Source organism: Dietzia sp. UBA5065, from assembly GCA_002415925.1.
Lineage (GTDB): Bacteria > Actinomycetota > Actinomycetes > Mycobacteriales > Mycobacteriaceae > Dietzia.
On sequence record DIAZ01000170.1, the window covers coordinates 15,059 to 16,937 of the forward strand.

Sequence of the window (1,879 nt, forward strand, 5' to 3'; positions counted from 1 at the left end):
GAAGGGCGGCGACTAACGAAGGGCCACGTCCTTCCCGCCCAGGGCCACCTCGAGCCCGTCGGGCACCACACGGGCATCCTCGATCACCACTCCCTCGGGGAGCGAGGCCACGGTCGAGTCGACCGTGGCGGTGATGCCGGAGAACAACCCGTCCGGCAGCGGGAATCCGAGCAGGGAGGTCTGCTGCGGGGTCAGCGTGAGGCGCCCGTCGGTCACCCCCGGGGCGACCCCGATCTCCGCTATGCCCCCGATGTCCGCCCGCAGTAGTCCGGATCCCGCATCGGGGCGGACCGATCGGACCTCGGCGAGGCCGGCGACGGGCGAGCCCGCGACGGGGTTGCCCTCCGCCGCGGCCGCGGCGAGCTGCGCGCCGCTCAGCGTGGCGACGCCGTCCGCGGTGGCCGCCAGAATCGCGCCGTCGACCAGGCGGACGGAGCGCCCGGTCACGTCGATCCGCGGCACGGTGGCGTCCCCCGGAGAGGTCAGGCGGACGGTGTCGACGGCCTGCGTGGTGGCCAGGTCCCAGAGGATCGGTGTGGCCCCGAACTCCACCGTCACCGGCGCGCCGAGCCGGGCCGACGCCTCGCGCTCCGCCCGGTCCGACAGGTACCAGCGGGTCCCGAACTCAGCGGCCACGACCAGCCCCACCAGCAGGATAAGGAGCAGGAGCAGGGAGCACCCGCACCCGCCTCGTCGGCGGCCCCGCCGTCCGTTCCGGTCGATCGGATCTCGTCGCGTCATCCCCGTATCGTGCCGGACCGCCCGGTCGGGGGCCACCGGCGGACCGGTTGCGCACCCGGGGGAGCAGGCCCCACGATCGGGGCATGACCGTGACCCGGGACGCACGGACTGAGGGCGCCGGGCCCGGGTCGGACAGAGGCGGAGGGGGTGCACGGATGATCGGCATCTACGTCCACAACCGTGGGCGCGGTCACCTCCACCGGGTCCTCCCGGTGACGGACGCGCTCCGGGATCGCGGATACGACGTCACCCTGCTCCTGACCGGGCCGCTCGAGGACACGCTGCACCCCGTCGGCGTCCGGGTGATCCATCTCCCCGGCGGGGAGGACGGTGACGAGTGCCCGGAGGAGCCCGTGCTGGCCGCCCGTCGCGCCGCCGTCGCCTGGATCGACCACGCACGGCCCCGTGCGTTCTGGGTGGACTCCTCGCCCGCGATGTCGCTCGCCGCCCGGTTGACCGGGATCCCCATGGTCAGCACCCTGCCGCCCGGGGTCCGGGTGGACGAACCCCACCGCCTCCGTGTCCGCGCCGCGCAGGGGCTGATCGCGGCGTGGCCGCCCGGCGCGCACGAGGCCACGCTGGCGCGGACGGAGAACAGGGTGTCCGAGATCGGCGGGGTCTCCAGGTTCGAGCAGCGTGACCGCCAGCCGCGGGATCGTCGTCGTCGACCCCGGGTGGTCCATCTCAACGGTTCGGGTACCGGCGGGGACCACCGGTTCTGGCGGGCGGTCCGGACCGCCGTCGGCGCCCTCGGCGTGGCCGAGTGGACGGAACTCGGCGGGCCGGACGGGTCGTGGCACGAGGATCCGTGGCTGGAACTGTGCTCGGCCGACGTCGTGGTCACCGGGGCCGGTCAGTCGTCCGTCGCCGACGCGGCCTGCGCCGACGTCCCGCTCGTGGTGGTGCCGGGACGTCGTCCGTTCGGGGAACAGGACGCGACCGCCGCCGCGCTCGACGCCATCCCCGGGGCGTCGGTCATGCGGTACGGCGACGGGCCGACGGCCGTCGCGCGCGCGGTCAGCGCCCAGGTCGCCCGCTGCCGCGACGGGGAGCCCGCCGGGATCAGGACCCGGTGGGGCGTGGACGGTGCGGCGTCCCGTGCGGCCGAGGTGATCAGGGCGACGACGATGACGACGAC

At 75.1% G+C, this 1,879-nt stretch carries 2 protein-coding genes; one reads left to right on the forward strand and one right to left on the reverse strand.

The features are described 5' to 3' along the window. Nucleotides 1–12 precede the first annotated feature (12 nt). Nucleotides 13–636 carry an LmeA family phospholipid-binding protein gene (locus B4M60_RS13955; RefSeq protein WP_291085279.1) on the reverse strand — a complete coding sequence of 208 codons (624 nt, stop codon included), beginning with the start codon at nt 634–636 and terminating at the stop codon, nt 13–15. A 260-nt stretch (nt 637–896) separates the two neighbouring features. Between B4M60_RS13955 and B4M60_RS13960 the strand changes: the two genes are divergently transcribed. Beyond that, nucleotides 897–1,879, forward strand: a 983-nt coding sequence (locus tag B4M60_RS13960; RefSeq protein ID WP_291085281.1) for a glycosyltransferase, incomplete at its 3' end; no start/stop codon positions are given.